Here is a 587-nt window from a genome sequence, read left to right on the forward strand (position 1 = left end):
CGTCACCGCCGGCGCGGGCACGGACGGCGTCGCGGGGCCCGGGGCGGGCGCGGGGGTCGCGCCGGCCGCCGGCGGGGGCGGGGTGGACAGCTGCCAGGCCGTCGTGAAGTGGCGCACCAGCAGATCCGTGACGGCCGCCGGCTGCTCGACCGGCGCGAGGTGCGAGGCGCCGGGAACGACGGCCAGGCGCGCGTCGTGGATCCCGGCGACCAGGACCCGGGCGTCGGCGGGCGGGGTGACCCGGTCGTCGGCGCCGACGAGGACCAGCGTGGGCACGCCGACCCGGCCCAGCTCGGCCCGTACGTCGAAGGCGGCGAGGGCGTCGCACGCGGCGACGTAGCAGCCGGGGTCGGTGGTGTTCACCATCTGCACGGCCCAGTCGACGATGGCGGGCTGGGCGACCGCGAAGTTCTGGGTGAACCAGCGCTCGGGCGCGGAGCGGGCGATCGGGTCGAGTCCGTTCGCACGGACGGTCTCGCCGCGCTGGCGCCAGGTGTCCGCCGTGCCGAAGCGGGCGGAGGCGGCCACGAGGGCGAGGGAGGCGAGCCGGTGCGGGTGGCGCAGGGCGAGGTCGGCGCCGACCGCGC

General features: G+C 78.9%; 1 protein-coding gene. It reads right to left on the reverse strand.

Going from position 1 to position 587, the window contains the following annotated elements:
• Positions 1-587, reverse strand: a 587-nt coding sequence (locus J7E86_RS16140) for an alpha/beta fold hydrolase (protein WP_251019217.1), incomplete at both ends; no start/stop codon positions are given.

The sequence above is a fragment of the Streptomyces sp. ISL-11 genome (genome assembly GCF_018614525.1).
GTDB lineage: Bacteria > Actinomycetota > Actinomycetes > Streptomycetales > Streptomycetaceae > Streptomyces.